The following is a 26,883-nucleotide window of genomic DNA, read 5'->3' as shown; positions in this document are numbered from 1 at the left end:
AGACCTCAGGAATGAGGGGTCCTTATTCGACGCCGATCACACCGCTAACGGGGTCCCTTTTCCACGCCGATCCACAGTCCAGCGCCGGCAGCCAGGCCGCCCGGCGGCCCCGAAGCCAGGCCTGAAGAACGGCGCGCGCACACGGGTGGCCCGTGCGGGCCCGGGCGGCTTCGATCGCAACACCGGCCGCGATGAGACCAAAGCCCGCGCTTCGCGTCTGCGGGAGAGAGAAGGCGACCACACAGGCTTCTCCGAGCGCGTCGGTGCGATAGCCGGTGAGAACGTGCCAAAGATCGTGCACGTCGCGCAGTCGACGGGCATACCAGGCGTAGGGGTGAGCGGCTTCGATCTCGGAGTCCGCGACCTTGCGACTTTCCCCGGCCAGACCGTAGGCCGAGAGGTTCCGCTCGTCGATGAAGTCCAGATAGGCGCGGCCGACCGTGCCCTGCGGGAGCGACTCCAGCCACGCCCGATCATGCAGCCGGTCCGCCAATTCCACCATCATATAGGCCTGCCGAGCGCCTTCAGGCTGTTCGAGCATCTTCTCATAGCCCCGGCGGACGGAACGCCCGGCCAGAGCGTTCATGATCTCGAACACCTGAGTCGTGTCTTCCTTGTCGGCGATGAGACGGCGCAAGGCGCGAAGCGCCCGGAGCGGCTCGACGCGTCGGGGACGCAGCCGGCTGGGCGTGCGGGTTTGCGGATCGAATTTGGCGTCCGCGACCATTAGTTCGGCTGTCACTTGCTCTCTCCCAGGACTGAGCTTAACCAGTTGCTATCTACATGGATGTAACTAACACTGATGTCAATAGAGCGCGTTCGTCGTCGTCGTCGCACCCCTGATGAAGCTCGTCTGGAGGCCCTGGTCTGCGCCCGTGCGCGACTGCTGTCCGGAGGGCCGGACTCCGTCACCCTGAAGGCCGTCGCCGATGACCTCGGAATGACCCACGCCAATCTGATCCATCACTTCGGGTCGGCCGAGGGGCTTCAGTCGGCCTTGATGGGTTCGATGGTGGCGGATCTGTCTCGCGACCTCGAGGCGGCGATCGCGCGCCTGCGTACCGATGAGGGGGCGCCGCTGGAATTGGTCACCGCCGTATTCGACGCCTTCGCCGAAGGCGGGGCGGGCAAGTTGGCGGCCTGGATCGTGCTGAAGGGCGATCTCTCACATCTCGAACCCGTTCGGGACGCCGTCAACGGGCTGGTCCACGTGATTCAGGAGAAACTGGGCGACCCGTCCGACGCCAGCCGGGACCGACTGTCTTCGGCGGTCCTCTTCATCGCGCTGAGCGCGTTCGGCGAGGCCCTGATCGGAACTCCGCTCAGGAACATGCTCGACCAGGACGAGGACGCCAGTCGGCGGGTGGTGGCGGGGCTGTTGCCCTATTTTGTCGCCCGATCCGAGCGTGCGAACTGAACGATCAGAATCGGTTCGCCTCCGATGACGATCTGATGCGGGGCTTGCCGTTCGCCTGAGGCGCGGCCTAGGACCGGGCCATGAACGCGTTGCGCCGATGGATCGACCCTTACCTGCTGATGCTGATCGGCACGGTGGTTCTGGCCGCCCTGGCTCCGGCTCGCGGCGCGGGCGCGAACGTCGCCGAAGGGGCGGCGACGGCGGCCATCGGCCTGTTGTTCTTCCTCTATGGCGCGCGTCTGTCGCCCGGCGCCGTCTGGGCGGGACTGTCGCATTGGCGGTTGCAGGGGATGGTGCTGTCCTCCACCTTCCTGCTGTTCCCGCTGATGGGCCTGGCCGTGTTCTGGGCGACGGGGCCGTGGTTGGCTCAGGATCTGAGGATCGGCCTCTTCTATCTGTGCCTGCTGCCGTCGACGGTCCAATCCTCCATCGCCTTCACCGCCATCGCGCGGGGCAATGTGCCGGCCGCCCTGTGCGCCGCCTCGGTGTCCAATCTGGCCGGAGTGGTCATCACGCCCCTGTTGGTGATGCTGCTGCTGCCCGTGGGCGGCGCGGGCGTGTCGCTGTCGTCCATCGAAGGCATCGCCTTGCAGATCCTGGCGCCCTTTGTCGTCGGGCAGGCCGCGCGGCCCCTGATCGGCGGCTGGCTGACGCGGCACGGCCGTCTGACCTCGGTGGTGGATCGGGGTTCGATTCTGCTGGTCGTCTATGTCGCCTTCAGCGCCGGGGTGGTGTCCGGGGTCTGGACCCGCCTGTCTCATCTGGACCTGGGGCTGGTGGTGGTTCTGGACGTTCTGATCCTGGCGGTCGCTCTGGCGGTTACGACCCTGGTCAGCCGGCGGCTGGGCTTTTCGCGCGAGGACGAGATCGCCATCGTCTTCTGCGGCTCGAAGAAGAGCATGGCCAGCGGCCTGCCCATGGCCGCCATCCTGTTTGCGGCGCAGAGCGTCAGCCTGATCGTCGTTCCCCTGATGCTGTTTCACCAGATCCAGCTGTTCGCCTGCGCCGTCCTGGCGCGACGCTACGGCCAGGCTGCGCAGGACGGGATCAGATGACGCGGTGAAGCACGGCGGCGTCGGAGATCTGGCGCATGACGGCGTCATAGCCCGGCGCGTCGATTCGGCTGGAAAGGCCGATGGAGCTGCACCCCTTGCGCGCCAGATCGCAGGCGGCGGAGACGAGCGGTTCGATCAGCTTTTCCGGCCGCAACAGATCGAAGGCGACCAGGGTGTCGACCATGAACTGCCGCTCGCCCGAGGACGTCGTCGAGATGGAATAGGCCAGTATGGCCCGGACGCAATCATTCGCCACGGCCGCGATGACCCCGCCGACGGCCGGGGCCGAATCCACGACAGCGCGCCAGGATTCCAGAGTCAGACTGGGGTTCCCCATGTGGGCCAACACATAGGCTTGGTCGGCTTCGTCGCTGTTCAGGCGGCGATACTGGAGGGCGCTCATTTTCGCCGCCATAGGCCATGGACGAAATGGCCGCCTTGATCTCCATCAATCCGTTTGCGTGCGTCGGTGACGAAGTCTAACCTCCTTCGTCATGCTCGAACTCCGATCCCTGCCCACGGACTGCGCCAAACGCCGACAGGAGTCGGTGTGTTCCGCTTGTGGCGCGCGGGCCTTCAGCGTGTGCAGCAGCCTGGATTCCTCCGATCTGGCCGGTCTCGACGCCATCGCCGAACGGGTGACGCTGAAGGCGGGCGAGGCCCTGATCCGCGAAGGCGATCCGGCGGTCCATCTGTTCAACATCACCTCGGGTTCGGTGCGGATCTACAAGCTGCTGCCGGATGGGCGGCGCCAGATCACGGGCTTCCTGTTCGCCGGCGACTTCGTCGGTCTGGCCACGGGCCAGGACTACGCCTTTTCCGGCGAGGCCATTGAGGACGCGACCCTGTGCCGGTTCCGCAAGGCCGACTATCGCGCCCTGATCCGCGAGCGACCCTTGCTGGAAGAGGCCCTGCTGGATCGGGCGACCCACGAACTGGCGGCGGCGCAGAATCAGATGTTGTTGCTGGGTCGCAAGACGGCCCAGGAACGGATCGCCTCCTTCCTGCTGGACCTGCCGACGCGCGATCCCCTGCGACCGTCGACCGAGGATCAGGTCCGGCTTCCGATGACCCGGTCTGAAATCGCCGACTATCTGGGTTTGACCATCGAGACCGTCAGCCGGGTTCTGACCAAGCTGAAGACGACCGGCGTGATCCGTCTGTTGTCGCTGAACGAACTGCGGATCGAACAGCCCGACCGCCTTCGCGACATCGCCGAAGGCGAAGTCTGAAACCCGTTTCGTCGTCCAGCCATAGAACCGTCTAGACCGGCGCCAGCTGACGCGTGACGGTCAGGCGGACCTTTCCGTCTTCGGCGATCCCCTCCACCCGGATGACCCGGTCGCACAGCTGTGTCGGGGCGGGGCGGTGGCTGACGACGATCAGGCCCTGGCCCGAGTGTTTCAGACGCCGGTCGAGCGCGGTCAGCACCTGGGCCTCGGTCGTCGGGTCCAAGCCTTCGGTCGGTTCGTCCAGCACCAGCCAGGGCGCGGACCGAAGATAGGCGCGAGCCAGCCCCAGCCGTCGCCGCTCGCCGCCAGACAGTCTCTCGCCATTGGGGCCGACGCGGGCGTCCAGGCCGGCCGGATCGGCGCGGACCCGTTCGGCCAGGGCCGCATCCTCCAGCGCGCGCCACAGCGCGCCGTCTTCGGCGGGGCCAGCCAGCAGCAGATTGTCGCGGATCGTGCCGTCGATCAGGCGGATGTCCTGGGCGGCGTAGGCGAACAGGGGGCGGCGGTCGTCCGGGGCGACGCCGGCGATGTCCAATCCGCCCAAGCGCGCCTCGTCCGCCAGGGCGTCGCGCAGGCCGACCAGTCGTTCAGCCAGCGTGGTCTTGCCCGACCCGGACGGGCCGATCAGGCCCAGGCGCATCGGCGGGGCCATTTGAACGCCGTCCGCCGACAGGACCAGGCTCGCCTCCGAGGGGGCGGGCGAGGACGCAAGCGACGGGGCCGAGGCCAGGGCGTCCAGCCGCCGGGCGGCTTCGACGGCGGCGCCGTTCTGTTGCAGGGCGCCGACCAGTCCGGCGGCGGCCTCGATCCCCATGACGGCGGCCAGGGCGGCGAGGGCCGTCATCGGCAGGGCGGCGCCCAGGGTGGCGGGCACGACTGCGGCGACGGCCAGGCCCGTGACCGTCGCCTGCCAGGCGGCCATCCAGCCGCCGGCCTGGCTGAGGACGATCTGGCTTCGGTCGAGACGGGCGGCGGCCTGGGCAGCCTCGCCGGCCGCCCAGCGGTCCAGGCCATAGGCCTTCAGTTCCGGAGAAACGGCTTCCAGGGCGGTCAGCCGATCCTTCAGAACGCCCGTGGCGATCTGAACCTCTCGTCCGGCGGGGGCGGCCAGGCGACGGGCGATCAGCACCGAACCCGCAGCGCTCAGTCCCATGGCGAGCAGCAGCATCAGGCCCGCCATGGGGCTGGCCATGCCGGCCAGCAGGGCGGCCGAAACGGCGCCCGCACCCAAGGCCCAGGGCGCCGACAGACGCACGAACAGGGTCTGGACCGCATCCACGTCCTGCACCAGTCGGGCCGAGGCCTCGCCGGACGACAAGGCCAGGGCCTGGGCGGGCGGGGCGGAGGCGAGGGCGTCGAACAGTTGCGGGCGCAGCCGCGCCAGGGCTTTCAACGCAGCCTCGTGACCGGCGACCCGTTCGATATAGCGGGCGCCGGTGCGCAATATGGCCAACATGCGAATGGTCGCGCTGGGCATCATATAGTTGAAGGCCTGGACCGCCGCCGATCCGGCGACGCCGGCGATGGCGGCGCCCGTGATGAACCAGCCCGAAAGACCTAGCAGGCAGGTGGCCGCCACCGCGACGAACGCGCCGCCGGCTGCGGCGATGCGCAGGCGGCCGCGCTGGGCGCGCCGCTGGGCCGCGATCAGTTCGCCGATGCGCGAGGGCGAGGTCGTGTTCACAGTCATGGTCACAGGCGCACCACGCGGTCGGCCATGGCCGCGACAGCGGCGGAATGGGTGGCGATCAGGGTCGTGCGGCCGCGCGTGGCTTGGCGGATCAGGTCCAGCATGGCCTCTTCGGAGGCCGGGTCCAGATTGGCCGTCGGCTCGTCCAGCAACAGGATAGGCGCGCGTTTCAGAATGGCGCGGGCCAGGCCCAGCCGCCGACGTTCGCCGCCCGACAGGCCGCCGCCGCGTTCGTCGATGGGCCGGTCCAGATCGCCGAACAGGCCGGCCTCGCCAGCGGCCACCAGGATACGGCCGGGACAGGCGGACGGGTCGGCCAGGCGGATATTGTCACCGAGACTGCCGGGTACGACGATGGGGTTCTGGCTGGCCCAGGCGATCTGGCCGGCGAAATCGCCCGCCTCGCTCAGGCGCGCCCCACCGACCTCGACCTCGCCGGCCGTCAGGGGCGACAGACCCAGGAACAGATGCAGCAGGCTGGACTTGCCGGAGCCGCTGGCGCCCACCAGGGCCACGATCTGACCGGGACGGACCTCCAGGTCGAAATCGGCGATCACCGGCGCGGCCTCGCCATAGGCGATGGCGACCTTGGTGAAGCGAATCGCCGGCGCCTCCTCGGGCAGGATGTGGCGATCCCGCGTGGGGCTTTCCGGCGTGACCAGGGCGGGCACGGCGGATTCGGCGGCCTGGCGGTCGTGATAGGCGGCGGCCAGTCGGCGCAGCGGCTGATAGACTTCGGGCGCCAGGGCCAGAACGAAGAAGGCGCGCGGCAGGTCCAGCGTTTCAGGCGCAGGGAAGGGCAGAAGCTTCAGCAGGTTGAAACCGCAGTAGACGGCGATCAGGGCCACGGCCAGGGCCGAGAAGAACTCCAGCACACCGGACGACAGGAAGGCGATCCGCATCACGCGGTTGGTGCGGCGTTCCAACTCGTCGGAGGCGCGGGCGATGTCGGCGGTGGTGCGGGCGCGGGCGTCGAAGGCCAGAATGGCGGGCAGGGCGCGCACCCGGTCGACGAACAGACCTGACAAACGCTCCAGCGCCTGGAACTGGCGGCGGCTTTCACCCGCCGCAGCCGTGCCAGCCAGGATCATGCCGAAGATGAAGGGCAGCAGGGTGAACAGAAATATGCCGGCCGAAAAAGGGCTGGCGACGGCGGCCACGGCGATGATCAGCAGGGGCGACAGACCCGCCGCCATCTTCAGAGGCGTGAACCGCGACACATAGCCGTCCAGCGCGCCGACGCCCTCGACCACGGCGGTCAGCCGGTCGTCGGCGCGGCCGCCGCGTCCGAACAGGTCGGCCAGCAGCCGGTCGCGCACGTCTGTCTTGATCGACCGGCCCAGGCGCGCGCCGACCACCACCGCCGCCTGGCCGATCAGGCCTCGCGCCATCAGACTGAACACGGCCAGCAGCAGCCAGGGCAGGGCGGCCAAGGGCGAGGATCCGAAGGTCGCGACCGTCATGGCCAGGCCGCCCGCGAAACCCACGGCCGGCGCCACGTCAGCGACGGCCAGAAGCCCCGCCAGGATCGTCAGTCGACGCCAAGGCGCCGCCGTCTGTTTCAGCCAGGCCGCAGGGGAGGAGGCTGTGATCGGCGCCGATGTCATTTGCGGACTCCAGCCGTGGGACGGCCCCAAAAGCCATTGGACAAACCGTCGTTGGGCGAAATGTCCAAGGACGATCAGTCCACTACGACCTGGGGCTACAGAGGGCTTTGATCGAAATCAAGGCGACCGCCCCGCCTTCGTTTAAGGGCGTATGAAACGTCGGTCGTCGGGGCCGGCTACAAGGAGCCTTGAGCCATGATCGACCTCGCGGTCGTCGACCTATCCAGGCTGCAGTTCGCGCTGACAGCCCTTTATCACTTCCTCTTCGTGCCCCTGACCCTGGGGCTGTCGTTCATGCTGGTCATCATGGAGTCGATCTATGTCATGACCCGCCGGCCGATCTGGCGCACGATCACCCGCTTCTGGGGCGTGCTGTTCGGCATCAACTTCGTGCTGGGCGTCGCGACCGGCATCACCATGGAGTTCCAGTTCGGCATGAACTGGAGCTATTACAGCCACTATGTCGGCGACATCTTCGGGGCCCCGTTGGCCATCGAAGGGCTGATGGCCTTCTTCCTTGAAGCCACCTTCGTCGGGCTGATGTTCTTCGGCTGGGAAAAGCTGAAGCCGTCGGCGCACCTGTTCGTCACCTTCATGGTGGCGCTCGGCACCAACCTGTCGGCTGTGTGGATCCTAGTCGCCAACGGCTGGATGCAGAACCCGGTGGGCTCGGCCTTCAATCCGGACTCCATGCGAATGGAAGTCACGGACTTCATGGCCGTGGTCTTCAACCCGGTGGCCCAGGCCAAGTTCGTCCACACCGTCAGCGCCGGCTATGTCTGCGCCTCGGTCTTCGTTCTGGGCGTCTCGGCCTTCTATCTGCTACGCGGCAAGCACGTCGGCTTCGCCAAGCGCTCGATGACCGTGGCCTCGGCCTTCGGCCTGGCGGCTTCGCTGTCCGTCGTCGTCCTGGGCGACCAGTCGGGCTATAACCTGACCGATAACCAGAAGATGAAGCTCGCTGCGCTCGAGGCCATGTGGCACACCGAGCCTGCGCCGGCTGGCCTGACCCTGATCGGCATTCCCAGCATGAAGGATCGCGAAACCCACTACGGCGTCCATGTGCCGTGGGTCATGGGTCTGATCGCGACCCGCACCATCGACAAGCCGGTCGAAGGCATCTTCGAACTGGTCGCCACCGCCGAGGACCGTATCGAATCCGGCGTCATCGCCTATGACGCCCTGGAGAAGGTCAAGGCCGATCCGGCCGATCCCGTCGCTCGCGGCGTGTTCGAAACCCATCGTCGCGACCTGGGCTATGGTTTGCTGCTGAAGCGTCACGTCGCCGATCCGCGCATGGCCTCGCCTGAGCTGATCCAGAAGACGGCGTGGGAAACGGTGCCGAACGTGCCGGCCCTGTTCTGGAGCTTCCGCATCATGGCCGGCATCGGCATGTTCATGATCCTGTTCTTCGCCACGGCCTTCTACCTCTGCACCGTGCGCAAGCATCAGACCCGCTGGTTCCTGCGTCTGGCCGTCCTGTGCCTGCCGCTGCCGTGGGTGGCCATCGAGTTCGGCTGGATCCTGGCCGAGTTCGGACGTCAGCCCTGGGCGGTCGAAGGCGTGCTGCCGACCTTCCTCGGCGCCTCGTCCCTGAGCGTGCCCCAACTGTGGGCGACCATCATCGGCTTCACCGCCCTGTACGGCGCCCTGGCTGTGGTCGAGGTCCGGTTGCTCCTCTACGCCATCAAGAAGGGGCCGTTCCACGAGCAGGAACTGTTCGGCGAACCTACGCCTGAAGCCCCGGCCCAATCGCCCAGCCAGCGCCCCGCCGCGCCCGCCGTGGCCTGACCCAGAGAGATTTTAGGACATCCGACCATGGATCTTCCCCTCGACTTCGCCACCCTACGTCTGATCTGGTGGGGGCTGCTCGGCGTACTGCTGATCGGCTTCGCCCTGACCGACGGTTTCGACCTGGGCGTCGGCTCGCTCCTGCCCTTCGTCGCCAAGACGGATGAAGAGCGCCGTATGGTGATCAACACCGTCGGCGCGACCTGGGAGGGCAACCAGGTGTGGTTCATCCTAGGCGGCGGCGCCATCTTCGCCGCTTGGCCCTTCGTCTACGCCGTCAGCTTCTCCGGCTTCTACCTGGCCATGTTCCTGGTCTTGTCGGCCCTGATCCTGCGGCCCGTGTCGTTCAAGTATCGCTCCAAGCGTCCGTCGCCCAAGTGGCGGTCCTTCTGGGACTGGGCGCTGTTCACCGGCAGCTTCGTTCCGGCCCTGGTGTTCGGCGTCGCGGTCGGCAACGTCCTCTTGGGCGCGCCCTTCCGCCTGGATAGCGACCTGCGCTCCTTCTACGAGGGCAATCTGCTGGGCCTGTTCACCCCCTTCAGCCTGATCGCCGGCCTGTTGTCGGTGGCCATGCTGCTGCTGCACGGCGCGGCCTGGCTGTCGATCAAGGCTGAAAAAGGCCCCGTGCTGGACCGGACGCGCCTGATCGGCACCGTCGCCGGCGTCCTGGCTCTGGTCCTGTTCGCGGCCGGCGGCCTCTATATGGCCTACGGCGGCGTGGGCTTCCGGATCGCCGGCGCCGTTGACATGCAGGGCTTCTCCAACCCGCTGCGCACGACGGTCGAAGCCGCGCCGGGCGCCTGGCTGGACAACTACAGCCGCTATCCGTGGATGATGATCGCCCCGACTCTGGGCTTCGTCGGCGCGGTGGTCGGTCTGGCGGGCATGTGGCTTCGGTCGGCCCCCCTGGCCTTCGGCGGTTCCTCGCTATCGACCGTGGGCATCATCTCCACCGTCGGCCTGTCGATGTTCCCCTTCATCCTGCCCAGCTCGGTCGATCCCCAGTCCAGCCTGACCGTCTGGAACGCCTCGTCCAGCCACCTGACCCTGTTCATCATGCTGATCTGCACGGCGATCTTCCTGCCGCTGGTCCTGATCTACACGACCTGGGTCTATTCCGTCCTGTGGGGCCGCACCTCGACCGCCGCCCTCAAGACCAACCCCGACCTCTACTGAGCTCAAGGAGCATCAAGCCATGTGGTATTTTTCCTGGATCCTGGGTGTCGGACTGGCGGTTGGCTTCGGCGTGCTGAACGGCCTGTGGCACGAGTTCCACCTGTTCGACGAGGGCGACGAGGGCCTGTCGGTCGATGCGTCGAAAGAGGTCGATGTCCCTCTCTAGCCCCACCGGCGCGCTGACGACGCGCGAGCTTATCGCCCGCTACGACGCCCACGCGCCGCGCTACACCTCCTATCCGACGGCGGCGCAGTTCACGCCCGCCGTCGGGGCCGCCGATTGGGGGGCGTGGCTCGGCGCCGCGCCCCTTGATCGTGCGGCGTCGCTGTATCTGCACATCCCCTTCTGCAAGCGGCTGTGCTGGTACTGCGGCTGCAACACCCGGGCGATGAACCGCGTCGGGGTCATGAGCAGCTATGTGGACCTGCTGCTGAAGGAAGCCGATCTCGTGCTCGAACGGATCGGCCGCCCTGTGCGGGTCGGTTCGATCCACCTGGGCGGCGGCACGCCCAACATGCTGCCCCCCGAGGAGCTGGAGCGGCTGTTCGCCGGTCTGGCCGCCCGGTTCGACCTGGGCGACTGTTTCGAGATCGCCGCTGAACTGGATCCCGAAGTCCTGACCCAGGGCTGGGTCGAGGCGGCCGGCCGTATCGGTCTGAGCCGCGCCAGCCTGGGGGTTCAGGACCTGTCGCCCAAGGTGCAGGCGGCGGTGAACCGGCCGGAATCCTTCGAGACCATCCGCTGGGCGGCCGAGGCGCTGCGCGGCCAGGGGGTCACGTCACTGAATCTGGATCTGATGTACGGCCTGCCGCTTCAGGGGGCCGAGCATGTCGTCACGACCGTGGCGCAGATCGCTGTCTTGCGGCCCGAACGGATCGCCCTGTTCGGCTACGCCCATGTGCCGTGGATGAAACCGCACCAGAAACTGATCAAGGAAGCCGATCTGCCTGGACCCGAGGAGCGCTTCACCCAGAGTCAGGCGGCGGCGCGGTATCTGGTGCAGAAGGGTTGGCAAGCCATCGGTCTGGACCATTTCGCCCTGCCGCATGATTCCATGGCCGCGGCCGTCCGCGCCGGTCGGCTGCATCGCAATTTCCAGGGCTATACGACCGACGAGGCCCCGGTGCTCATCGGCCTGGGCGCTTCTTCGATCAGCCGCACCCCCCAGGGCTTTGTCCAGAACCATGCGCAGGAGCGGGATTGGCGCGCGGACGTCTCCGCCGGAACCTTGCCGGTCGCGCGCGGCGTGGCCCTGAATCCGCGCGACGCCTTTGTGGGCGAAATCATCGAACGCCTGATGTGCGACTTCACGGTCGACGTGGCCGAGATCGCCCGCATGCGCGGTCGTGATCTTGCGGAAGTCGCTGCGGTCTGGCCGAGGCTGCAGCGGTTTCAACTGGACGGCTTGATCGAGGTGAACGGGACGACCGTGACCGTCACGGATCTGGGCCGGCCGTTCGTTCGCGCCGTCTGCGCCGCCTTTGATCCGGGCGCCGCCGACATCGAGAAACGCCACGCCCGCGTGGTCTGAATGGACAGATTGTCCAACCCTTGGCGGGGTTTGCGCTAAATCAAGGCCGAGGCGGGGCAGGGGGCGCATTTCCCCGTCAAGACGCTCGGACAAGTCGCATGAGGCGGCAGCGGGCGTCGGGGATGAGCAAGATGAAACTGAAAACCCTGATCCTCTCAGCCGTCGCCGCCGCCGCCTTCGCTGCGCCGGCCCTGGCGCAGAGCCCGGCCGCTTGGGAGATGCCCAAGAAGGGCGACTGGATCATCACCGGCCGCGTGACCGATGTCTTCTCTGAGGCTGACAACGCCATCACCACGGCCGCCGGCGTCGATTCCGGCCTGAAGGTCGATGTGGGCGACAGTGTCATGCCGACACTGGGCTTCACCTACTTCCTGACCGACCATCTGGCGGTCGAGGCGATCCTGGGCACGACCAAGCACGAAATCCGCGCCCAGGGCGGAGCCACCGACGTCGCCGTGCACGAAACCTGGGTTCTGCCCCCGGTCGTGACCCTGCAATACCGCCCGCTGACCGAGGGTCGTTTCAGCCCCTATGTCGGCGCGGGCGTCAACTACATGCTGTTCTACAGCGGTGAAGACAAGAACGGCTTCAAAGTCGATCTGGACGACAACTTCGGCTACGCCCTGCAGGCGGGCGCCGACATCGGCATTCAGGGGCCGTGGAACCTGAACGTCGACGTCAAGAAAGTCTGGGTCAATATCGACGCCGACGTCAACGACGGCGCTCTGAAGAGCGATGTGGATCTGGACCCGTGGGTCGTTTCTGTGGGGGTAGGCCGTAAGTTCTAAGAAAAATCGACATCGGAAATGCGTTCGAAATGGAAGCCCCGCCGGTTCGCCGGCGGGGCTTTCGCTCTTGTGCGGATGCGCTCGACAAAACGGGCGGCGCGCCCTAGGCGGGAGGCGAGCCGTTTGTTGCGGCGCAATCTCGGGATTTCCGCATGCCTTCCGGTCTGATCGCCCTGCTCGATGATGTGGCGGGGATCGCCAAGATGGCGGCGGCGTCGATCGACGACGTCGGGGCGGCGGCGGGCAAGGCCTCGACCAAGGCCGCCGGGGTCGTGGTGGACGATGCGGCGGTGACGCCGCGCTATGTCACCGGCCTGTCGCCCAGCCGCGAACTGCCGATCATCGGCAAGATCGCCCTGGGTTCGTTCCGCAACAAGCTGATCTTCATCCTGCCGGCCGCCCTGCTGCTGAGCGCCTTCGCTCCCTGGGCCATCACGCCGCTGCTAATGTGCGGCGGGGCCTATCTCTGTTTCGAAGGGGCGGAGAAGTTGATGGAGGCCTTCGGGCACGGCGGCCACGCTGACGCCGCCCCGGTCGTGGGCGACCCGGCGACCCTGGAGAAGACGACGGTGGCGGGGGCGGTTCGGACCGACCTGATCCTGTCGGCCGAGATCATGGCCATCGCCCTGGCCGACGTCTCCGCCCAGCCGATCCTCACCCAGGCGGCGGTTCTGGCCGTGGTCGGGATCGCGATGACGGTCGCGGTCTATGGGGCTGTCGGCCTGATCGTGAAGATGGACGACATCGGCCTGCATCTGGCCGAGCGCCCCAACGGCGGGGTGCGCGCCCTGGGCCGCGGCCTGGTCAAGGGGATGCCGGTGGTGATGGACGCCCTGTCGGCCATCGGCACGGCCGCCATGCTGTGGGTCGGCGGCGGCATTCTGGTTCACGGAACCCATAAGCTGGGCCTGCACTGGCCGGCCGAACCGCTTGAGCATCTGGCCCATGCGGTCGGGGCCGCGACCGGTCCGCTTCATGGGATCGTCAGCTGGTTCGTGACGGCCCTGGGGTCGGCGATCATCGGCGTGATCGTCGGCGGCCTGATCGCCGTGCTGGTCCATCAACTGGGCCGGCTGCGGGCCAAGCCCGCGCACTAAATCTCCCAGGGCCGTAGCTGTCACGCTGTTGCAATCCCGGCCCGCTAGACCCCGACGCCTGTCTCCGGAGTAAGCTCATGTCCCTGTCGCGCACCGCCCTCGCGGCCCTGGCCGCTGTTTCGCTTGTCGGCGCCGCCGTTCCAGCGATGGCGCGACAGAGCCAGACGCCGACCCCGGCTCCACAGGCCTCCGTTGCGGCCCTGACGCCTCCGAAGCTGATCGTCACCATCGTGGTGGACCAGTTCAGCGCCAATCTGTTCGACCAGTACCGCGGCCGCTACACGGGCGGCCTGCGCCGGATGGCGGACCAGGGGCTGGTGTCGATCAACGGCTATCAGACCCACGGCCTGACCGAGACCTGCCCCGGCCACTCGACGGTTCTGACCGGCATGCATCCGACCGAGACCGGAATCCCGGCCAACGACTGGATCGACGGCAAGACCGGCAAGGAAGTCTATTGCCTGGCCGCGCCCGCCAACCACCTGGCGAACGGACGCGACGACGTCGACAACGGCCCGGTCGGCCCAGAACAACTGCGCGCCACGACCCTGGGCGACTGGCTGAAGGCCGTCAGCCCGCAAAGCAAGGTCTTCGCCGTCTCGGGCAAGGACCGGGGCGCGATCAACCTGGCCGGCCATCAGGGGCAGGCCTTCTGGTTCACCGAGGGCTTCGGCCTGACCACCTATGTCGAGCCGGGCGAGACGGCGCAGGCCAAGCTGGCGCCCGTGGCGGACTTCAATCGCGACTTCCGCCTGGGCATGAGCTTGGCGCCGGTCGCCTGGGATTACACGAATGACCAGTGCCGGGCGCTGGCCGGGGACTGGACCATTCGCGGCCAGACCTTCCATTCGACCCTGCCGCCGGCGGGGCTGAAGTTCGACACCTCGCCCCTGCTGGACGAGCAGACGCTGAAGGCCGCCGAATACCTGCTGGACACCCAGAAGCTGGGCCAGGGCGCGGCGACCGACATGCTGGGCGTCAGCCTGTCGGCGACGGACCGGATCGGCCACATGTACGGCACCCAGGGGCCGGAGATGTGCGAGCAGATGCACCGGCTGGACGCGGCCCTGGGCGAGTTCCTGGACCGGCTGGCCCAGGTTCCCGGCGGCGCCCTGGTGGTGCTGACGGCGGACCATGGCGGTTCGGACTTCGTCGAGCGGCTGCACGACCACGGCTATCCCCACGCGCGCCGCGCCGACCTGTCGGAGATCCAGGGCGTGAATGACGTCCTGAAGGCCCGCTTCAATCTGGACGCCGATCCGCTTCAGGCGGGCGGCAGCGGCCTGATGGTCGCAGACGCCCAGCATCGGTCGCTGCCCGATCCGCTGCGCACCCAGGTGGCCGAGGCGGCCGTCGAACTGCTGCGCGCCCTTCCGGACGTCGGTTTCGCCGAAACGCGCGACCGTCTGCTGGCCGAACCCCTGCCGGACAGCCGCGAGCCCGAGATGATGAGCCTGCGCGAGCGGATGCGTCTGTCCACCGTGGCGGCGCGGTCGCCCGACATCCAGTTTTCCTTCGCCCAGAACGTCGTTGCAGGCGGCCGCGTCGGCAGCACCCTGGCCGGCCACGGCAGCCCGTTTGAATATGACCGCCGCGTGCCGATCATCTTCTGGTGGCCCGGCGCGACCGGCGAAGAGCGCTTCCTGCCTATCCGCACCATCGACATCGCCCCCACCCTGGCGCATGTGATCGGGGTGGCGGCGCCCAAGGTCGAGGGGCGCTGTATCGACCTGAACGGCTTCGCCGTGGCCGACTGCCCGGCGACGGAGACGACCCCGGCGCGATAAACTCCTGTTTCGCGTCGTAAACTCGTGTTTCCCAGCGGGGGCGTGACCTTACGTCGGGGACGTTTCATCGGCAGAAGGGGGCAAATCGTCCAACCGTCCCTTTCGGGGCGTGATTTGGGCGGCCTCGGAAGCGAACAGGAAACGTCCCCATGAACAGAGCCCGCCGTGCCCGCATCGTCGCGACCCTGGGTCCCGCGAGCCGCGCCCCCGGCACGGTCAAGGCCCTGGCCCAGGCCGGGGTGGACGTCTTCCGCCTGAACTTCAGCCACGGCACGCACGAGGACCACGCCGCCGCCCTGAAGGCCGTGCGTGGGGCCGAGATGGCGCTGCAGCGTCCGTTGGGCGTTCTGGCCGACCTGCAGGGGCCCAAACTGCGGCTGGGCCGGTTCAAGGACGTCGAGATCGCCGTCAAGCCGGGCCACAAGATGCGGTTCGACCTGGACCCGACGCCCGGCGATGAAACCCGGGTGCAGATGCCGCACCCCGAGATCTTCAAGGCCCTGCGCACCGGCATGTTGCTGCTGCTGGACGACGGGCGGGTGCGGCTGCGGGTCAACGACCGGACCGACGACTGGGCCGATGTGACGGTCGAGAGCGGCACGAAACTGTCGGACCGCAAGGGCGTGGCCGTGCCCGAGGCGGTCATCCCCGTATCGGCCCTGACCCCCAAGGACCGCGAGGACCTGGCCTTCGCCCTGCGTCAGGGCGTGGACTGGGTGGCCCTCAGCTTCGTGCAGAAGCCCGAGGACATGGCCGAGTTGAAGCGGATCGTGAACGGTCAGGCGGCCTGCCTGGCCAAGATCGAGAAGCCGGCGGCCCTGGCCGATCTGGAGGCCATTCTCGACTATTGCGACGGGGTCATGGTGGCGCGGGGCGACCTGGGCGTCGAACTGGACCCCGAGGACGTGCCGGTGGCGCAGAAGCAGATCGTCCGCGCGGCCCGTAATCGCGGGGTGCCGGTGATCGTGGCGACCCAGATGCTGGAGTCGATGACCAGCGCCCCGTCGCCGACCCGCGCCGAGGCCACCGACGTGGCCAACGCGGTCTATGAGGGCGCGGACGCCCTTATGCTGTCGGCCGAGACGGCGTCGGGCGACTATCCGCTGGAATCCGTCGAGATCATGAGCCGGATCATCGAACGGGTCGAACGCGATCCGATGTGGCCCAAGCTGATGGGCGCCGAACACGCCGGCATGGACGAGCATGACGTCGACGCCCTGGTCGGGGCGGCGGCCATGGCCGCCAGCGCGCCGTCGACCGGCTGTCTGGTGGTCTTCACCACCTTGGGCGGCACCGCCCGGCGGATGGCGCGCGAGCGGCCGCTGAAGCCGATCCTGGTGCTGACGCCCAATCCGAATACGGCCCGTCGCCTGGCCCTGGTCTGGGGGCTGGAGCCGCGCCTGGGCGACCAGCCCGATTCGCTGGAAGCCGTCACCGACGACGCCGTGGAAGGGGCGGTCCGATACGGTTTGGCCGAGCCCGGCCAACGCATCCTGATCCTGGCGGGCACGCCCTTCGGCGCGCCCGGCGCCGCCAATCTGCTGCGTCTCGCCCATGCGCCGGCGGCCAAGGCCAAGGGGCGCAAGAAGGGCTGAGGGGGGCTTTTTCGGAAGGCTGGCGCGGGCGAACTATAACGCTACTGTGCGCTGATGAATCGGCGGCCCGAATGATCAAATACATCGGCTCCAAGCGCGCCCTGCTGGGGCATGTGACCGGCGTGGTCGCGGGGCTTCTGCCGCAGGGCGGCCAGGTCTGCGACCTGTTTTCCGGCACGGCCCGCGTGGGTCACGCCCTGAAGAAGCAGGGGTTCCAGGTCTGGTCGAATGATCACAACGCCTATGCGCACATCCTGGCGACGGCCTATGTCCAGGCGGATCGCGAGCGCTGGGTCGAGCGGGCGGAGACGGTGCTGGGCGAGTTGCGGGCGGTCACGCCCCAGGCCGGCTGGTTCACCCAGGCCTTCTGCCACGACGCCCGGTATTTTCACCCGGACAATGGCGCGCGCATCGACGCCATGCGCGACCGGATCGAGGCCATGGGTCTGGAGCCTGAACTGAAGGCCGTCGCCCTGGTCAGCCTGATGGAAGCGGCCGACCGGGTGGATTCCACCGCCGGGGTTCAGATGGCCTATATGAAACAGTGGGCCCCGCGCGCGCTGAAGCCGCTTGAACTGCGCATGCCCGATATCCTGCCTTCGGTGGGCGGCGTCTGTCGCGCGACCCAGGGGGATGCGGTCGAAATGGCTGAACAGGTCGAGGCGGACCTCGTCTATCTCGACCCGCCCTATAACCAGCACTCCTATCTGGGCAACTACCATTGCTGGGAAAGCCTGGTCCTGTGGGACCGGCCGGAAACCTACGGCGTCGCCAACAAGCGGGTGGATGTGAGGACGCGCAAGAGCGCCTTCAACAGCCGGCCCGGCATCGGCCCGGCCCTGCGGTCCGTGATCGAACGGTTGCGCGCCCCCAACCTGATCGTCAGTTTCAACGACGAAGGCTATCTGAGCCGGGCCGACCTGGTCGAGATGCTGTCGTCGCGTGGCCATGTTCAGGTGGTCGAAATCGCCCACCCCCGCTATGTCGGCGCCCGGATCGGCATCCATAATCCCAAGGGGGTCAAGGTGGGCCAGGTGGGCCGGCTGAAGAACGTCGAACACCTGTTCGTCGTCACGGATCGGCCGGTCGAGCTTCCCGTGGCCGCCTGATTACAAATGGATTTTGGCAGATTCTGTCGGGAACCCGACACAGCCGGTGTCGTTGAAGAGACATGCAACCGCTCGTTTCTCACACCCCGGCCTCCACGCGCGAAGAGGATTACCGCCTGCGGTCCGCGCCCGAGCCGAAGTCATGGATTTCGGCTGAACCGATCATAGAGATTTCGTCGGATCGGCTGGCGTCGCGCATCTATACCCACAACGCCGAACGGTATGGACGGCGCGAGCCGGTGGCGGTCGAGACCGCTCAGGATGACGTGGAGCCCAGCCTGGGGCAGCCGCCACACTGGATGATGATGTTGGCGGGCGCCGCCGTCGCCGCCCTGATGGGCGCATTGCTCGGCGGCTTCATGCACATCTGACGCGCGGTTCCGCGCTTCAGATCTGTTCCAGCAAAGCCTTGATGGGCGACCAGCCGCGTCGGTGGGCGGGGCACGGACCCAGTGTCTTCAACGCCGCCTGATGAATGGGGGCGTTGTAGCCCTTGTGCCGCGCAAAGCCGTAGCCGGGATACTGCGCGTCCAGATCGATCATCAGCCGGTCGCGCGCCGTCTTCGCCAGGATCGACGCCGCCGCAATCGACAGGGACAGGCCGTCGCCGCCGACCACGGTTTGAATCTCGCACGGCAGTCTGAACCGGTAATTGCCGTCCACCAGAGCCGCCGCCGGCTGGACCGCCAACTGCTCCACCGCCCGACACATGGCCAGGCCGGTGGCGTGCAGGATGTTCAGGTCCTCGATCTCCTCCACCGAGGCGAAGCCGACGCCCCAGGCGACGGCGCGGGCCTTGATCTCGGGCTCCAGCGCCGCGCGGCGCTTTTCCGTCAGGACCTTGGAGTCGTCGATGCCCGGCGGCAGATCGTCGGGGTTCAGGATCACCGCCGCCGCCGACACCGGCCCCGCCCAGGGCCCACGCCCCGCCTCGTCCACGCCGCAGACGGGGCCGTTGACGCGCTGGATCAGCACAGTCTCAAGCGCCAGGGTGGGGAAGGCTTTCGGATTCGCAGGGGCTCTAGCCATGGCCCGCCATCGCACGAACCTGGGCGTGACGGAAGCAGGTCGTCTGGTGGTCGTTGACCATGCCCACGGCCTGCATGAAGGCGTAGACGATCACCGGGCCGCAGAAGTTGAAGCCGCGCTTCTTCAGGGCCTTGGCCATGGCGACGGACTGTTCGGTCTGGGTCGGGGCCTGGCGGTAGTCGGCGAAGGGGGTGTGGATCGGTTCGCCGCCGACGAAGGACCAGAGCCATTCGGAGAAGTCTTCGCCCCCATTCTGGGCCTGCTCGCGCATCTCAAGCCAGATCTGGGCGCCGCGGATGGCGGCGTTGATCTTGGCGCGCGAGCGGATGATGCGGGCGTCGCCCAGCAGACGCTGGACGTCGGTCTCGTCATAGCGGGCGACGATTTCGGGGTCGAAACCGTCGAAGGCGTCGCGGATGCCTTCGCGTTTGCGCAGGATGGTGATCCAGGCGAGGCCGGCCTGGAAGCCGTCGAGGACCAGCTTCTCCCACAGGGCGCGGGAATCGCGTTCCGGCACGCCCCATTCGGTGTCGTGGTAGGCGATGTAGAGCGGGTCGGTCCCGCACCAGCCGCAGCGGCCCGAGGTATGTGAGTCGGTCATGCGGCGATGTTGCCAGTTTGTTCGAAGTGGGGGAAGGGGCGCGACCCTCTCCCGCTTGCGGGAGAGGTGGCCCGGCGTCCGCGCAGCGGACCAGGGTCGGAGAGGGAAGTCTTACTCAGAAAGAGGACATCCCCCATCGTCAGGCGTGTCGCTTCGCGCCACGACCTGACACTTCCCCCGCAAGCGGGGGAAGGTCTTGCGGCTCAGTCGCGCACCAAACCCCCGTCCACCACCAGGTTCTGACCCGTCACCGCCCGGCTCCAGGGCGAGGCGAAGAACAGGGCGGCGTCGGCGAATTCCTCCGGCGTCGTGACCGACCGCAGCGGGGTCATGCCGGCGATCAGATCGAAGACAGCGTCCGGCGTGGCGGCGCTGGCGTCGGTGGTGCGCAGCAGGCCGCCGGAGATCATGTTGACGGTGATCCCGTCGGGGCCCAGGTCGCCGGCTGCGGTGCGGGTCAGGGACAGGAGCGCGGCCTTGGCGGCGGTGTAGTCATGATAGGGCACGACCGGGTTCTGGAACAGGTTGGTGCCGATGTTGATGACGCGGCCGAACTTGCCGGCGGCCATGCCCGGCGCCGTCGCCTGGATGGTGTTCAGGGCGCCGCGCACGACGGTCGAGAACTGGGCCGCCAGTTCGTCCCAGCCGATGTCGGTCATCTGCGACCGGGCGTCGCCGTTGAAACTGTAGTCCAGGGCGTTGTTGACCACGGTGGTGACGGGGGCGCCGAAATGGCCTTGCGCGGCGGCGACCAGGGCGTCGACGGCGGCGCGGTCGGTCACGTCAGCCTGGAGGGCGACGGCGCGGTCGCCGATCTCGGCCGCCAGGGCGTTCGCGGCCTCGCCGCTGGCGCGCCAGTTGATGATCACGCGCGCCCCTTCACGCGCGAAGGCGCGGACGGCGGCGGCGCCCACGCCGCGCGCGCCGCCGGTGACGAGGACGATCTGGTCGGCGATCTTCATGGGAGGGTCTCAGTCGGTTGAGGAGGGGAGGACGTCCTGACCCATCCAGGCGGGTTTGCGCAAGCGCACGGGGCGGCCCTCTACCGTCAGGTCGCCGTCGAGACGGTCGATGCGCAGCAGGGCCATTGCTGAACCGTCGCGGCCGGACAGCACCTCGCCCGCACGCAGTTCCCCCTTCAGCACCTCGGCGCCGAAGGGGGGCGGGGGGCCGTCGAAGTCCAGGGCCAGCATGCGGTTCTTGATCGAGCCCCGCCGTTTCATCCGCGAGGTGGTCTCCTGGCCGACGAAACAGCCTTTCTGGAAGTCGATTCCGTTCAGCAGGTCGAAATCGGCCTCGATCGGATAGGTCTTGTCCTGGGGGGCGTCGGCGGTCGGATCGGGGACGCCGACAGATAGACGGTGGGCGTCATAGTCGGCCTCGGTCGCGTCCGCAGCCGCTTCGCCGTACAGGCGGCAGCCCATCAGGGGCGTGCGGGGGTCGGGAATGAAGCCGGCGGGCGCGTCCGGCCAGGCGGCGAAAACCGGGCGGTCGTCGGCGGCGACCTGGACCTTGGCGCGGAGCTTGTACATCGACAGCCGCTGGATCAGGGCCTCGCGGCGCTCGGCGGCCACGTCCAGCAGAACCCCTTCGGCCTCGCCCAGGATGAACAGGTCGAACAGCAGCCGGCCGGGCGGGGACAGCAGGGCGCCGAACCGCAGCTCGCCGTCGCCCAGCGTCTCCACATCCTGGGTCAACAGATTGTGCAGGAAGGGCCGGGCCTCCTCGCCCGTGATTGAGATGAGGGCGCGGGAGGAGAGGCGGGCGATGGGCATGGCGCCAAGATAGGGACGCGGACCCCTGGGCTCCAGACCTGTTGTCGCCGCAAGCCGTCAGTGGGGCGTTCGGGCCTGGATGAAGGCCGCCACATCCTCGACCACGCCGGGCGCCAGGGGCAGGTCGGGGGTGGAATAGGCGGCGATGTTTGCGGCCCGGTCGGCGGGGGCGGTCTTCAGTACATGATTGACGCCGTCCCACAGCTTCAGGGTCGCCTGCGGATCGGCGGCGGCCAGGGCCTGGGCGTCCGCGACGCCGACCTGGATGTCGGTGGTGCCCTGTCCGATGAAGACCGGGCCTGCATAGGCGGCGATCAGGGCGGCGGGGTCCAGCGGCAGCCACGAGATCAGATAGGGCTGGACCGACGGACGGAACAGGGCGGCCAGGGCGGGCGGCGTATCGGCGACGGTGCGGCCGGCTTCCAGTTCGGTCAGGGCGGAAAAGGCCTGGGCCTTCATCGGTTCCGGCAAGGCGGCCAGCTGTTCGCGAATGACCGCGCCTGCCGGACGACCGGCGCCGGACAGCAGGATCAGGCCGCAGACCTTGCTGGATTCGGGGTCGTCGCCGCCTTCGACGGCCTTCAGGGCGATCAGGGCGCCCTCGCTGTGGCCGATCAGCCAGGCGCAGGGCTTGCCGGCGCGGCCGGCGGCCTCGGCGGCCCAGGCGCGGGCGTCGGCGACATAGGCGTCAAAGCGCAGATCGAACTCATCTCCTCCGGCCGCCGCGCTCTGGCCGACGCCTCGCTTGTCGATGCGAAGAGTGGCGATTCCCTGCGCCGCCAGCCCGTCCGCCAGCAGGCGGTAGGTCGAAGCTGAGACGCCCATGGGGCTGTTCCCATCCCGATCCGTCGGGCCGGAGCCGGGCAGGATGACCCCGACGGCGCTCGCATTCTCGGGCGTCAGCAGGGTTCCGTGAAGCGGCGCGGGTTGGGCGGGCAGGGCGATCTCGGTCGAGACCGGGCCGGCGAGCAGGGCGAGGGCGAGGCTGAACATGGCGGTCTCCTTGACGGGGCGGATCGGGTTCAGAAGGGCTGGCGGTCGGGATCGCTGCGCCAGACGCGCCAGCTCTCGAACACCGAGAGGGCGGCGACGATCAGGGCGGCGATGATCAGGGACAGGGCGCCCAGCGGCTGAGGCGCGAGCGGCGCGGCGATCAGGCCGATGAGGCCCAGCAGGAAGAACAGGCGTCCCGCCAGTCGGTTGGACCGGTCCCAGGCCAGGCGGCTCTTGTAGCTCCAGGGCGTGCGGACCCCGACCACCGGATTGGGCGCGACCCGGCCGAGGAAGGCGCCCAGGACCAGAAGGATCAGCGACACCCCTGCCATGGTCACCACCGGCCCGGTCTCGACCGTGGCGTTGCCCAGGCCTGTCCAGCTGATCAGCAGGCCGATAGCGGTGAAGACGAACAGGGTGATGCCTTGGCCGATCCGCAAGGAACGGCCGCGCGAGGCGTCGCCTTCTGACACGGCGCGCAGGGCGCCCAGGCCCAGTCCCGCTGTGGCGATGAAGCCGATCAGGGTCATCCCGCCGAGGAAGGTCGCGAACTCGACCCGGCTGCCCCACCGATCCACCTGGAACTGGCCGTTCCAGTGCATCGGCATCGGCGTGGTCGGGCCGTTGAGGCCGACATGCAGGGCGAAGGCCGCCTGGACCGCGAAGACGGCGAGGGTCAGATAGTCCAGCAGCGACAGGCGATCCTTCATCGACGGGGCTCCTTTTGGGCCACGGGCAGGACTTGGGCGGTCTCGCCCGTTCCGGCGATGTCCATCAGAAAGGCCATGGCCTCTTCCACCGCCGAGATCTCCAGCCGGTAGCGAATGGTCTGGCCCTCGCGCTCGGGACTGACGAGGCCGGCCTCCTTCAGGGCGTTGAGATGACCGGTGATCGTGGGCCAGCTCATGTCGAAGCCGGCGGCGATGTCACCCGACGCCAGGGGGCCGGCGCGCAGCATGGCGATGATGCGGCGGCGCACCGGATGCGACAGGGCTTTGAACAGGGCGTTCATAGGCCTCACCCTAATTAGGAAGATAACTAATTGCAAGTCGGGTGCGGCAAGACGCGCGGCCACGAGAAGGCGTTCGCCATTGCAAAGCAATCGCATCGGGGCGTATGCAGCCGCCACTCCCTGATTTTGAGAATATTTTGCAAGTCATGACCCGCCCGACCCGCCGTTTCGCCTGCGCCTCCAGCCTGCTGGCCCTTGCCGTCGCCGCGCCCGCCCTGGCCCAAGAGGCGCCGCCGGCCGCGCCTGCCGAACTGGACGAGATCGTCGTGACGGGATCGCAGGTGCGACTGACCTCGGCCTATGCCGGCGGGCAGGTGGCGCGAGGCGGCCGGGTCGGCCTGCTGGGCAATATGGACGTGATGGACACGCCCTATTCGACCAGCAACTACACCGAGAAACTGATCCGCGATCAGCAGGCGCGCGGCATCGGCGACGTGCTGCAGAACGATCCGACGGTGCGGGTGTCCAAGGGCTTCGGCAATTTCCAGGAGCTGTATGTGATCCGGGGCTTCCCGGTCTTCTCGGACGACATGAGCTACAACGGCCTGTACGGTGTGCTGCCGCGACAGTTCGTGGCGGCCGAACTGATCGAGCGGGTCGAGGTGTTCCGCGGCGCCAGCGCCTTCCTGAACGGCGCCGCGCCGGGCGGGACGGGCGTAGGCGGCGCCTTCAACCTGACGCCCAAGCGCGCCGGCGAACCCCTGACGCGCCTGACGGCAGGGGTGTCGGGCAATGACGAGATCTACGCCGCGGCCGATCTGGCCCGTCGCTTCGGCACCGAGGAAGAATGGGGCGCGCGCCTGAACCTGGTCAGCCGCGACGGCGAGGGCTCGGTGGAGAACGAGAACGGCCAGCTGCGCGTCGTCGGCCTGGGGCTGGACCGCCGGGGCGAGCGCGCCCGCTTCTCGGCCGACCTGGGCTGGCAGGACCACCGCATCGATGCGCCGCGTCCCAGCGTGACGCCGGGGGCCGCCATCCCTGACGCCCCGTCGGCCGACAAGAATTTCGCGCAGCACTGGACCTATACGGACGAGGAGCAGCTGTTTGGCGCGGTGCGCGGCGAGTTCGACCTGACCGACAGCGTGACCGCCTGGGCGGCCTTCGGTGGGCGTCAGGGCAAGGAAGACAACAGCCTGGCCAATCCGCGCGCTGACGCCGCTGGCGCGATCCGCGGCTATCGCTTTGACAACATCCGCGAGGACACGGTCTGGTCCGGCGATATCGGCGTGCGCGCCGACCTGACGACCGGGCCGGTCGAGCACCGTCTGGTGGCCTCGGCCTCGCAGATCCAGTCGAAGTCGAAGAACGCCTGGGCGGCCTCGAGCTTCAGCGGCTATGCGTTCGGGACGCTGAGCAACCCGACCCTGTCGCCTGCGCCGGCCATCACCAGCGTATCGGGCGATCTGGATGATCCGAACGTGACCGAGCGGGTCAAGCACACCAGCGTCGCCGTGGCGGACGTGCTGTCCTTCCTGGACGGCCGCGTCCTGGCGACGGTCGGCGTCCGCTATCAGGAGATCGAGACCAAGTCCTACGCCTATGCCGACGGCGCCTTCGGGTCTGGCTATTCCAGCGATGCGACCACGCCGGCCTTCGCCCTGGTCTACAAGCCCAGCGACAAGATCTCGCTATACGCCAACTATGCCGAAGCCCTCGTGCCCGGCACGACGGCGCCGGCGGTGGTCAATGGCGTGACGGTCGCGAACGGCGGCGAGGTCCTGTCGCCCTTCCGCGCCGAACAGGCCGAGGTCGGCGCCAAGTATGACGCCGGGTCGTTCGGCGGTACGCTGAGCGTCTTCCGCACCACCCTGCCAAGCGCCTATTTCGATCCCGACACCGCCATCTACTCCGACGGCGGCGAGCAGGAGAACCAGGGCGTCGAGCTGACCGTCTATGGCGAGCCGGTCGCCGGCCTGCGCCTGATCGGCGGGGCGACCTGGCTGGAGGCCGAGATCAACCGCTCGCTGACCGCCGCGAACGCGGGCAAATCCGCCATCGGCGTGCCGGACTTCCAGATCAACGCCAATGTCGAATGGGACGTGCCGATGGTCAGCGGCCTGACGCTGGAGGGCCGTGCGGTCCATACCGGCGCGCAGCCCGCCAATGCGACCAACACGCTGGAGCTGGAAGAATGGACCCGGTTCGACGCCGGCCTGCGCTACGCCTTCGTCGCCGGCGGCAAGGATCTGACGGTGCGGGCGCGGGTCGAGAACATCGCGGACGAGGACCAGTGGGTCGCCGTCGGGGGCTATCCGGGTTCGAACTATCTGACCCTGGGCGCGCCGCGCACCTTCCGCCTGTCGGTCTCGGCGGAATTCTGATCGGATGAAGACGCGGACGGTCCGCGCCTGGTCCTGGACGCACAAATGGTCGAGCCTGGTCTCCACGCTCTTCCTGCTGATGCTGTGCGTCACGGGCCTGCCGCTGGTCTTTTCCCATGAGATCGAAGAGGTCTTGCTGGAGCAGACCTGGACCCCGGCCGATCCGGACGGGCCGCGTCTGACCCTGGATGAAGTGCTGGCGGCGGCCCTGGCGCGCCACCCCGGCGAGGTCCCCGCCTTCATGAGTTTCGACGAGGATCGGCCGGTGGTGAACGTCACCAGCGTCGATCCGAACGGCCCGGCCGGGCGCTACAGTTTCGAGCCGATCGACCAGACCAGCGGTGCGGTCGCCCCGCCGGTGGCCGGCCATCCGGTCATGGAGTTCCTGCTCCAACTGCACACCGACCTGTTCCTGGGCCTGCCGGGCATGCTGTTCCTGGGCCTGATGGGTCTGATGCTGATCGTGGCGGCGGTGTCGGGGGTGGTGCTGTACGCTCCCTTCATGCGGCGGCTGCCGTTCGGCACGGTGCGCGCAGCCAAGGCGGCGCGGACGCGGTGGCTGGACTATCACAACCTGCTGGGCGTGGTGACCGCGGCCTGGCTGTTGGTCGTGGGGGCGACGGGCGTGGTCAACACCCTGGCCACGCCGATCCTGGCCTATTGGAAGAATACGGCGCTGAAGGAACTGACCGTCGCCTATGACGCCCCGGCGCCGACCGGCGAGCGAGCCTCGCTGGATGCGGCGGTGGAGCGGGCCAAACAGGCGCTGCCGGGCAAGACGCTGCAGTTCGTGGCGTTTCCGGGGACCGACTATTCGACCGACCACCACTACGCCGTCTTCTTCCACGGCGACACGCCGCTGACGACCCATCTGACCACGCCGGCCCTGATCGACGCCCGGACCGGGGCGCTGGCGGCCGTGGCCCCGACGCCCTGGTATGTGAAGGCCCTGTCGCTGTCCCAGCCGCTGCACTTCGGCGACTATGGCGGGCTGGGGCTGAAAATCCTGTGGGCGCTGCTGGACCTGGCGACCATGGTCATCCTGGGGTCCGGCCTCTACCTCTGGCTGGTCAAGGGACGGCGGAAACCGGCATGAGCCGCAAGGATCTGACTATCTGGGCCATCTTCGGCGCGCCCGTCGCGGTCTTCGTGCTCAGCCTGACGGGGCTGATCGGCGCCCTGCTGGGAGACGGCGTCTGGGATGCGGTCTTTTCGGCCCTGCTGGCCTCGACAGTGATCGTCACCGTCTGGGCCTTGATCCGGCGCCGACGCTGAC

General features: G+C 68.1%; 26 protein-coding genes and 1 pseudogene. 16 read left to right on the top strand and 11 right to left on the bottom strand.

Going from position 1 to position 26,883, the window contains the following annotated elements:
• Nucleotides 1-22: 22 nt before the first annotated feature.
• Nucleotides 23-727, bottom strand: a complete 705-nt coding sequence (locus AC1RSI_RS06945) for a Coq4 family protein (RefSeq protein ID WP_447941441.1) — start codon at nucleotides 725-727, stop codon at nucleotides 23-25.
• Nucleotides 728-802: 75 nt separating this feature from the next.
• Between AC1RSI_RS06945 and AC1RSI_RS06940 the strand changes: the two genes are divergently transcribed.
• Nucleotides 803-1,417, top strand: coding sequence for a TetR/AcrR family transcriptional regulator (locus tag AC1RSI_RS06940; RefSeq protein ID WP_008261603.1), 615 nt, complete (start codon nucleotides 803-805; stop codon nucleotides 1,415-1,417).
• Between the two features lie 80 nt (nucleotides 1,418-1,497).
• A complete protein-coding gene (locus tag AC1RSI_RS06935; RefSeq protein WP_154726669.1) occupies nucleotides 1,498-2,472 on the top strand; it encodes a bile acid:sodium symporter family protein in 975 nt (324 codons plus the stop codon).
• On the opposite strand, the gene AC1RSI_RS06930 is transcribed toward AC1RSI_RS06935, so the two are convergent.
• A complete protein-coding gene (locus tag AC1RSI_RS06930) occupies nucleotides 2,465-2,875 on the bottom strand; it encodes a hypothetical protein (RefSeq protein ID WP_154726670.1) in 411 nt (136 codons plus the stop codon). The genes AC1RSI_RS06935 and AC1RSI_RS06930 overlap by 8 nt on opposite strands.
• A 178-nt stretch (nucleotides 2,876-3,053) precedes the next feature.
• Here AC1RSI_RS06930 and AC1RSI_RS06925 point away from each other — a divergent pair, with 178 nt between their 5' ends.
• Complete coding sequence (locus AC1RSI_RS06925) at nucleotides 3,054-3,704, top strand: cyclic nucleotide-binding domain-containing protein (protein WP_154726673.1); 651 nt, start codon at nucleotides 3,054-3,056, stop codon at nucleotides 3,702-3,704.
• A 31-nt stretch (nucleotides 3,705-3,735) separates the two neighbouring features.
• On the opposite strand, the gene AC1RSI_RS06920 is transcribed toward AC1RSI_RS06925, so the two are convergent.
• Together AC1RSI_RS06920 and cydD are read right to left on the bottom strand one after the other, a co-directional pair.
• Nucleotides 3,736-5,394 carry an amino acid ABC transporter ATP-binding/permease protein gene (locus AC1RSI_RS06920; protein ID WP_372705451.1) on the bottom strand — a complete coding sequence of 553 codons (1,659 nt, stop codon included), beginning with the start codon at nucleotides 5,392-5,394 and terminating at the stop codon, nucleotides 3,736-3,738.
• Between the two features lie 2 nt (nucleotides 5,395-5,396).
• Nucleotides 5,397-7,001 (bottom strand): thiol reductant ABC exporter subunit CydD, encoded by a 1,605-nt coding sequence (cydD, locus tag AC1RSI_RS06915; protein ID WP_154726666.1) that lies wholly within the window; start codon nucleotides 6,999-7,001, stop codon nucleotides 5,397-5,399.
• A 198-nt stretch (nucleotides 7,002-7,199) separates the two neighbouring features.
• Here cydD and AC1RSI_RS06910 point away from each other — a divergent pair, with 198 nt between their 5' ends.
• The 10 genes from AC1RSI_RS06910 to AC1RSI_RS06865 all read left to right on the top strand — a co-directional run bounded on the left by AC1RSI_RS06910 (nucleotide 7,200) and on the right by AC1RSI_RS06865 (nucleotide 18,247).
• Nucleotides 7,200-8,792, top strand: coding sequence for a cytochrome ubiquinol oxidase subunit I (locus tag AC1RSI_RS06910; RefSeq protein WP_035308384.1), 1,593 nt, complete (start codon nucleotides 7,200-7,202; stop codon nucleotides 8,790-8,792).
• A 27-nt stretch (nucleotides 8,793-8,819) separates the two neighbouring features.
• Complete coding sequence (gene cydB / locus AC1RSI_RS06905; RefSeq protein ID WP_035308352.1) at nucleotides 8,820-9,968, top strand: cytochrome d ubiquinol oxidase subunit II; 1,149 nt, start codon at nucleotides 8,820-8,822, stop codon at nucleotides 9,966-9,968.
• A gap of 19 nt (nucleotides 9,969-9,987) precedes the next feature.
• Nucleotides 9,988-10,134 carry a cytochrome bd-I oxidase subunit CydX gene (gene cydX, locus AC1RSI_RS06900; RefSeq protein ID WP_008259678.1) on the top strand — a complete coding sequence of 49 codons (147 nt, stop codon included), beginning with the start codon at nucleotides 9,988-9,990 and terminating at the stop codon, nucleotides 10,132-10,134.
• Nucleotides 10,121-11,500: an oxygen-independent coproporphyrinogen III oxidase gene (hemN, locus tag AC1RSI_RS06895; protein ID WP_154726665.1), complete on the top strand. Its 1,380-nt coding sequence runs from the start codon at nucleotides 10,121-10,123 to the stop codon at nucleotides 11,498-11,500. Before cydX ends, hemN begins: the two co-directional genes overlap by 14 nt.
• A gap of 122 nt (nucleotides 11,501-11,622) precedes the next feature.
• Nucleotides 11,623-12,288, top strand: a complete 666-nt coding sequence (locus AC1RSI_RS06890) for an OmpW/AlkL family protein (protein WP_154726664.1) — start codon at nucleotides 11,623-11,625, stop codon at nucleotides 12,286-12,288.
• Between the two features lie 152 nt (nucleotides 12,289-12,440).
• Entirely contained in the window at nucleotides 12,441-13,385 is a 945-nt protein-coding gene (locus AC1RSI_RS06885; RefSeq protein ID WP_008264144.1) for a DUF808 domain-containing protein, read from the top strand.
• 77 nt (nucleotides 13,386-13,462) lie between these two features.
• Entirely contained in the window at nucleotides 13,463-15,172 is a 1,710-nt protein-coding gene (locus tag AC1RSI_RS06880; RefSeq protein WP_154726663.1) for an alkaline phosphatase family protein, read from the top strand.
• Between the two features lie 149 nt (nucleotides 15,173-15,321).
• Nucleotides 15,322-16,767, top strand: a complete 1,446-nt coding sequence (pyk, locus tag AC1RSI_RS06875) for a pyruvate kinase (protein WP_035308358.1) — start codon at nucleotides 15,322-15,324, stop codon at nucleotides 16,765-16,767.
• Nucleotides 16,768-16,838: 71 nt separating this feature from the next.
• Nucleotides 16,839-17,876, top strand: coding sequence for a DNA adenine methylase (locus tag AC1RSI_RS06870; RefSeq protein WP_008258884.1), 1,038 nt, complete (start codon nucleotides 16,839-16,841; stop codon nucleotides 17,874-17,876).
• Nucleotides 17,877-17,938: 62 nt separating this feature from the next.
• On the top strand, nucleotides 17,939-18,247 hold the full coding sequence (locus AC1RSI_RS06865; protein WP_291755937.1) for a hypothetical protein: 309 nt from the start codon (nucleotides 17,939-17,941) through the stop codon (nucleotides 18,245-18,247).
• A 16-nt stretch (nucleotides 18,248-18,263) separates the two neighbouring features.
• Here the strand turns inward: AC1RSI_RS06865 and rnhB are convergent, their stop codons facing one another.
• From rnhB to AC1RSI_RS06830, 7 genes are all read right to left on the bottom strand, one after another.
• The gene (rnhB, locus tag AC1RSI_RS06860) at nucleotides 18,264-18,905 is read right to left on the bottom strand and encodes a ribonuclease HII (protein ID WP_154726661.1); all 642 of its coding nucleotides are present in this window, start codon (nucleotides 18,903-18,905) and stop codon (nucleotides 18,264-18,266) included.
• Complete coding sequence (locus AC1RSI_RS06855; RefSeq protein WP_154726660.1) at nucleotides 18,898-19,506, bottom strand: DNA-3-methyladenine glycosylase I; 609 nt, start codon at nucleotides 19,504-19,506, stop codon at nucleotides 18,898-18,900. The genes rnhB and AC1RSI_RS06855 overlap by 8 nt, the downstream gene beginning before the upstream one ends.
• A 203-nt stretch (nucleotides 19,507-19,709) precedes the next feature.
• Nucleotides 19,710-20,468: a 3-oxoacyl-ACP reductase gene (locus AC1RSI_RS06850; protein WP_035308360.1), complete on the bottom strand. Its 759-nt coding sequence runs from the start codon at nucleotides 20,466-20,468 to the stop codon at nucleotides 19,710-19,712.
• A 9-nt stretch (nucleotides 20,469-20,477) separates the two neighbouring features.
• Complete coding sequence (gene ygfZ, locus AC1RSI_RS06845) at nucleotides 20,478-21,281, bottom strand: CAF17-like 4Fe-4S cluster assembly/insertion protein YgfZ (RefSeq protein WP_154726659.1); 804 nt, start codon at nucleotides 21,279-21,281, stop codon at nucleotides 20,478-20,480.
• A gap of 57 nt (nucleotides 21,282-21,338) precedes the next feature.
• Complete coding sequence (locus AC1RSI_RS06840) at nucleotides 21,339-22,274, bottom strand: alpha/beta hydrolase (protein WP_291753151.1); 936 nt, start codon at nucleotides 22,272-22,274, stop codon at nucleotides 21,339-21,341.
• Between the two features lie 29 nt (nucleotides 22,275-22,303).
• Nucleotides 22,304-22,984 carry an SdpI family protein gene (locus AC1RSI_RS06835; protein ID WP_035308365.1) on the bottom strand — a complete coding sequence of 227 codons (681 nt, stop codon included), beginning with the start codon at nucleotides 22,982-22,984 and terminating at the stop codon, nucleotides 22,304-22,306.
• Nucleotides 22,981-23,286 (bottom strand): metalloregulator ArsR/SmtB family transcription factor, encoded by a 306-nt coding sequence (locus tag AC1RSI_RS06830; protein WP_035308367.1) that lies wholly within the window; start codon nucleotides 23,284-23,286, stop codon nucleotides 22,981-22,983. Before AC1RSI_RS06830 ends, AC1RSI_RS06835 begins: the two co-directional genes overlap by 4 nt.
• A gap of 146 nt (nucleotides 23,287-23,432) precedes the next feature.
• Here AC1RSI_RS06830 and AC1RSI_RS06825 point away from each other — a divergent pair, with 146 nt between their 5' ends.
• The 3 genes and pseudogenes from AC1RSI_RS06825 to AC1RSI_RS06815 all read left to right on the top strand — a co-directional run bounded on the left by AC1RSI_RS06825 (nucleotide 23,433) and on the right by AC1RSI_RS06815 (nucleotide 26,882).
• Nucleotides 23,433-25,607 carry a TonB-dependent receptor gene (locus AC1RSI_RS06825; protein ID WP_035308370.1) on the top strand — a complete coding sequence of 725 codons (2,175 nt, stop codon included), beginning with the start codon at nucleotides 23,433-23,435 and terminating at the stop codon, nucleotides 25,605-25,607.
• Nucleotides 25,517-26,703 (top strand): annotated as a pseudogene (locus AC1RSI_RS06820) (PepSY-associated TM helix domain-containing protein). The gene AC1RSI_RS06825 and the pseudogene AC1RSI_RS06820 overlap by 91 nt, the downstream one beginning before the upstream one ends.
• The gene (locus tag AC1RSI_RS06815; protein ID WP_035308374.1) at nucleotides 26,700-26,882 is read left to right on the top strand and encodes a hypothetical protein; all 183 of its coding nucleotides are present in this window, start codon (nucleotides 26,700-26,702) and stop codon (nucleotides 26,880-26,882) included. The pseudogene AC1RSI_RS06820 and the gene AC1RSI_RS06815 overlap by 4 nt, the downstream one beginning before the upstream one ends.
• Nucleotide 26,883 lies beyond the last annotated feature (1 nt).

The organism is Brevundimonas sp. GW821-FHT10E09, assembly GCF_058809375.1.
The sequence above is the reverse complement of the archived record's forward strand: the minus strand, read 5'-3'. Positions and strand labels throughout refer to the sequence as shown.

Excerpts from the sequence above, each read along its gene's own strand:
- AC1RSI_RS06850 (WP_035308360.1), bottom strand. The coding sequence starts at position 20,468 with ATGAAGATCGCCGACCAGATCGTCCTCGTCACCGGCGGCGCGCGCGGC.
- AC1RSI_RS06865 (WP_291755937.1), top strand. The coding sequence starts at position 17,939 with ATGCAACCGCTCGTTTCTCACACCCCGGCCTCCACGCGCGAAGAGGAT.
- AC1RSI_RS06835 (WP_035308365.1), bottom strand. The coding sequence starts at position 22,984 with ATGAAGGATCGCCTGTCGCTGCTGGACTATCTGACCCTCGCCGTCTTC.
- pyk (WP_035308358.1), top strand. The coding sequence starts at position 15,322 with ATGAACAGAGCCCGCCGTGCCCGCATCGTCGCGACCCTGGGTCCCGCG.
- ygfZ (WP_154726659.1), bottom strand. The coding sequence starts at position 21,281 with ATGCCCATCGCCCGCCTCTCCTCCCGCGCCCTCATCTCAATCACGGGC.
- AC1RSI_RS06815 (WP_035308374.1), top strand. The coding sequence starts at position 26,700 with ATGAGCCGCAAGGATCTGACTATCTGGGCCATCTTCGGCGCGCCCGTC.
- cydB (WP_035308352.1), top strand. The coding sequence starts at position 8,820 with ATGGATCTTCCCCTCGACTTCGCCACCCTACGTCTGATCTGGTGGGGG.
- rnhB (WP_154726661.1), bottom strand. The coding sequence starts at position 18,905 with ATGGCTAGAGCCCCTGCGAATCCGAAAGCCTTCCCCACCCTGGCGCTT.
- cydD (WP_154726666.1), bottom strand. The coding sequence starts at position 7,001 with ATGACATCGGCGCCGATCACAGCCTCCTCCCCTGCGGCCTGGCTGAAA.
- AC1RSI_RS06825 (WP_035308370.1), top strand. The coding sequence starts at position 23,433 with ATGACCCGCCCGACCCGCCGTTTCGCCTGCGCCTCCAGCCTGCTGGCC.
- AC1RSI_RS06880 (WP_154726663.1), top strand. The coding sequence starts at position 13,463 with ATGTCCCTGTCGCGCACCGCCCTCGCGGCCCTGGCCGCTGTTTCGCTT.
- hemN (WP_154726665.1), top strand. The coding sequence starts at position 10,121 with ATGTCCCTCTCTAGCCCCACCGGCGCGCTGACGACGCGCGAGCTTATC.
- AC1RSI_RS06930 (WP_154726670.1), bottom strand. The coding sequence starts at position 2,875 with ATGAGCGCCCTCCAGTATCGCCGCCTGAACAGCGACGAAGCCGACCAA.
- AC1RSI_RS06890 (WP_154726664.1), top strand. The coding sequence starts at position 11,623 with ATGAGCAAGATGAAACTGAAAACCCTGATCCTCTCAGCCGTCGCCGCC.
- AC1RSI_RS06885 (WP_008264144.1), top strand. The coding sequence starts at position 12,441 with ATGCCTTCCGGTCTGATCGCCCTGCTCGATGATGTGGCGGGGATCGCC.
- AC1RSI_RS06830 (WP_035308367.1), bottom strand. The coding sequence starts at position 23,286 with ATGAACGCCCTGTTCAAAGCCCTGTCGCATCCGGTGCGCCGCCGCATC.
- AC1RSI_RS06870 (WP_008258884.1), top strand. The coding sequence starts at position 16,839 with ATGATCAAATACATCGGCTCCAAGCGCGCCCTGCTGGGGCATGTGACC.
- AC1RSI_RS06920 (WP_372705451.1), bottom strand. The coding sequence starts at position 5,394 with ATGACTGTGAACACGACCTCGCCCTCGCGCATCGGCGAACTGATCGCG.
- AC1RSI_RS06840 (WP_291753151.1), bottom strand. The coding sequence starts at position 22,274 with ATGTTCAGCCTCGCCCTCGCCCTGCTCGCCGGCCCGGTCTCGACCGAG.
- AC1RSI_RS06940 (WP_008261603.1), top strand. The coding sequence starts at position 803 with ATGTCAATAGAGCGCGTTCGTCGTCGTCGTCGCACCCCTGATGAAGCT.
- AC1RSI_RS06855 (WP_154726660.1), bottom strand. The coding sequence starts at position 19,506 with ATGACCGACTCACATACCTCGGGCCGCTGCGGCTGGTGCGGGACCGAC.
- AC1RSI_RS06935 (WP_154726669.1), top strand. The coding sequence starts at position 1,498 with ATGAACGCGTTGCGCCGATGGATCGACCCTTACCTGCTGATGCTGATC.
- AC1RSI_RS06945 (WP_447941441.1), bottom strand. The coding sequence starts at position 727 with ATGGTCGCGGACGCCAAATTCGATCCGCAAACCCGCACGCCCAGCCGG.
- cydX (WP_008259678.1), top strand. The coding sequence starts at position 9,988 with ATGTGGTATTTTTCCTGGATCCTGGGTGTCGGACTGGCGGTTGGCTTC.